This window comes from Massilia eburnea (assembly GCF_009720745.1).
Lineage (GTDB): Bacteria > Pseudomonadota > Gammaproteobacteria > Burkholderiales > Burkholderiaceae_D > Rugamonas > Rugamonas eburnea.
In genome coordinates, this window is the sequence record NZ_WNKX01000113.1 from 1 (window position 1) to 244 (window position 244).

General features: G+C 49.6%; 1 rRNA gene. It reads right to left on the minus strand.

The window, feature by feature from the left end:
* Positions 1 to 95, minus strand: a 5S ribosomal RNA gene (gene rrf / locus GM658_RS28775); the annotation flags it as partial.
* Positions 96 to 244 lie beyond the last annotated feature (149 nt).

A 244-nucleotide genomic window follows, 5' to 3' on the forward strand; every position in this document is an offset into this window, starting at 1 on the left:
TTCACACTGGTTGCAGCACTATCATCGGCGCAGAGTCGTTTCACGGTCCTGTTCGGGATGGGAAGGGGTGGGACCGACTTGCTATGGTCATCAGGCATGACTTGTCAACAATCCGGAAGAAGTAAAAGCGGGGTAGTGTTCTCAAACACGGGTAAGTGCTACATAACCGTCAAGGTTATAGGGACAAGCCGTACGGGCAATTAGTATCAGTTAGCTTAATGCATTACTGCACTTCCACACCTGA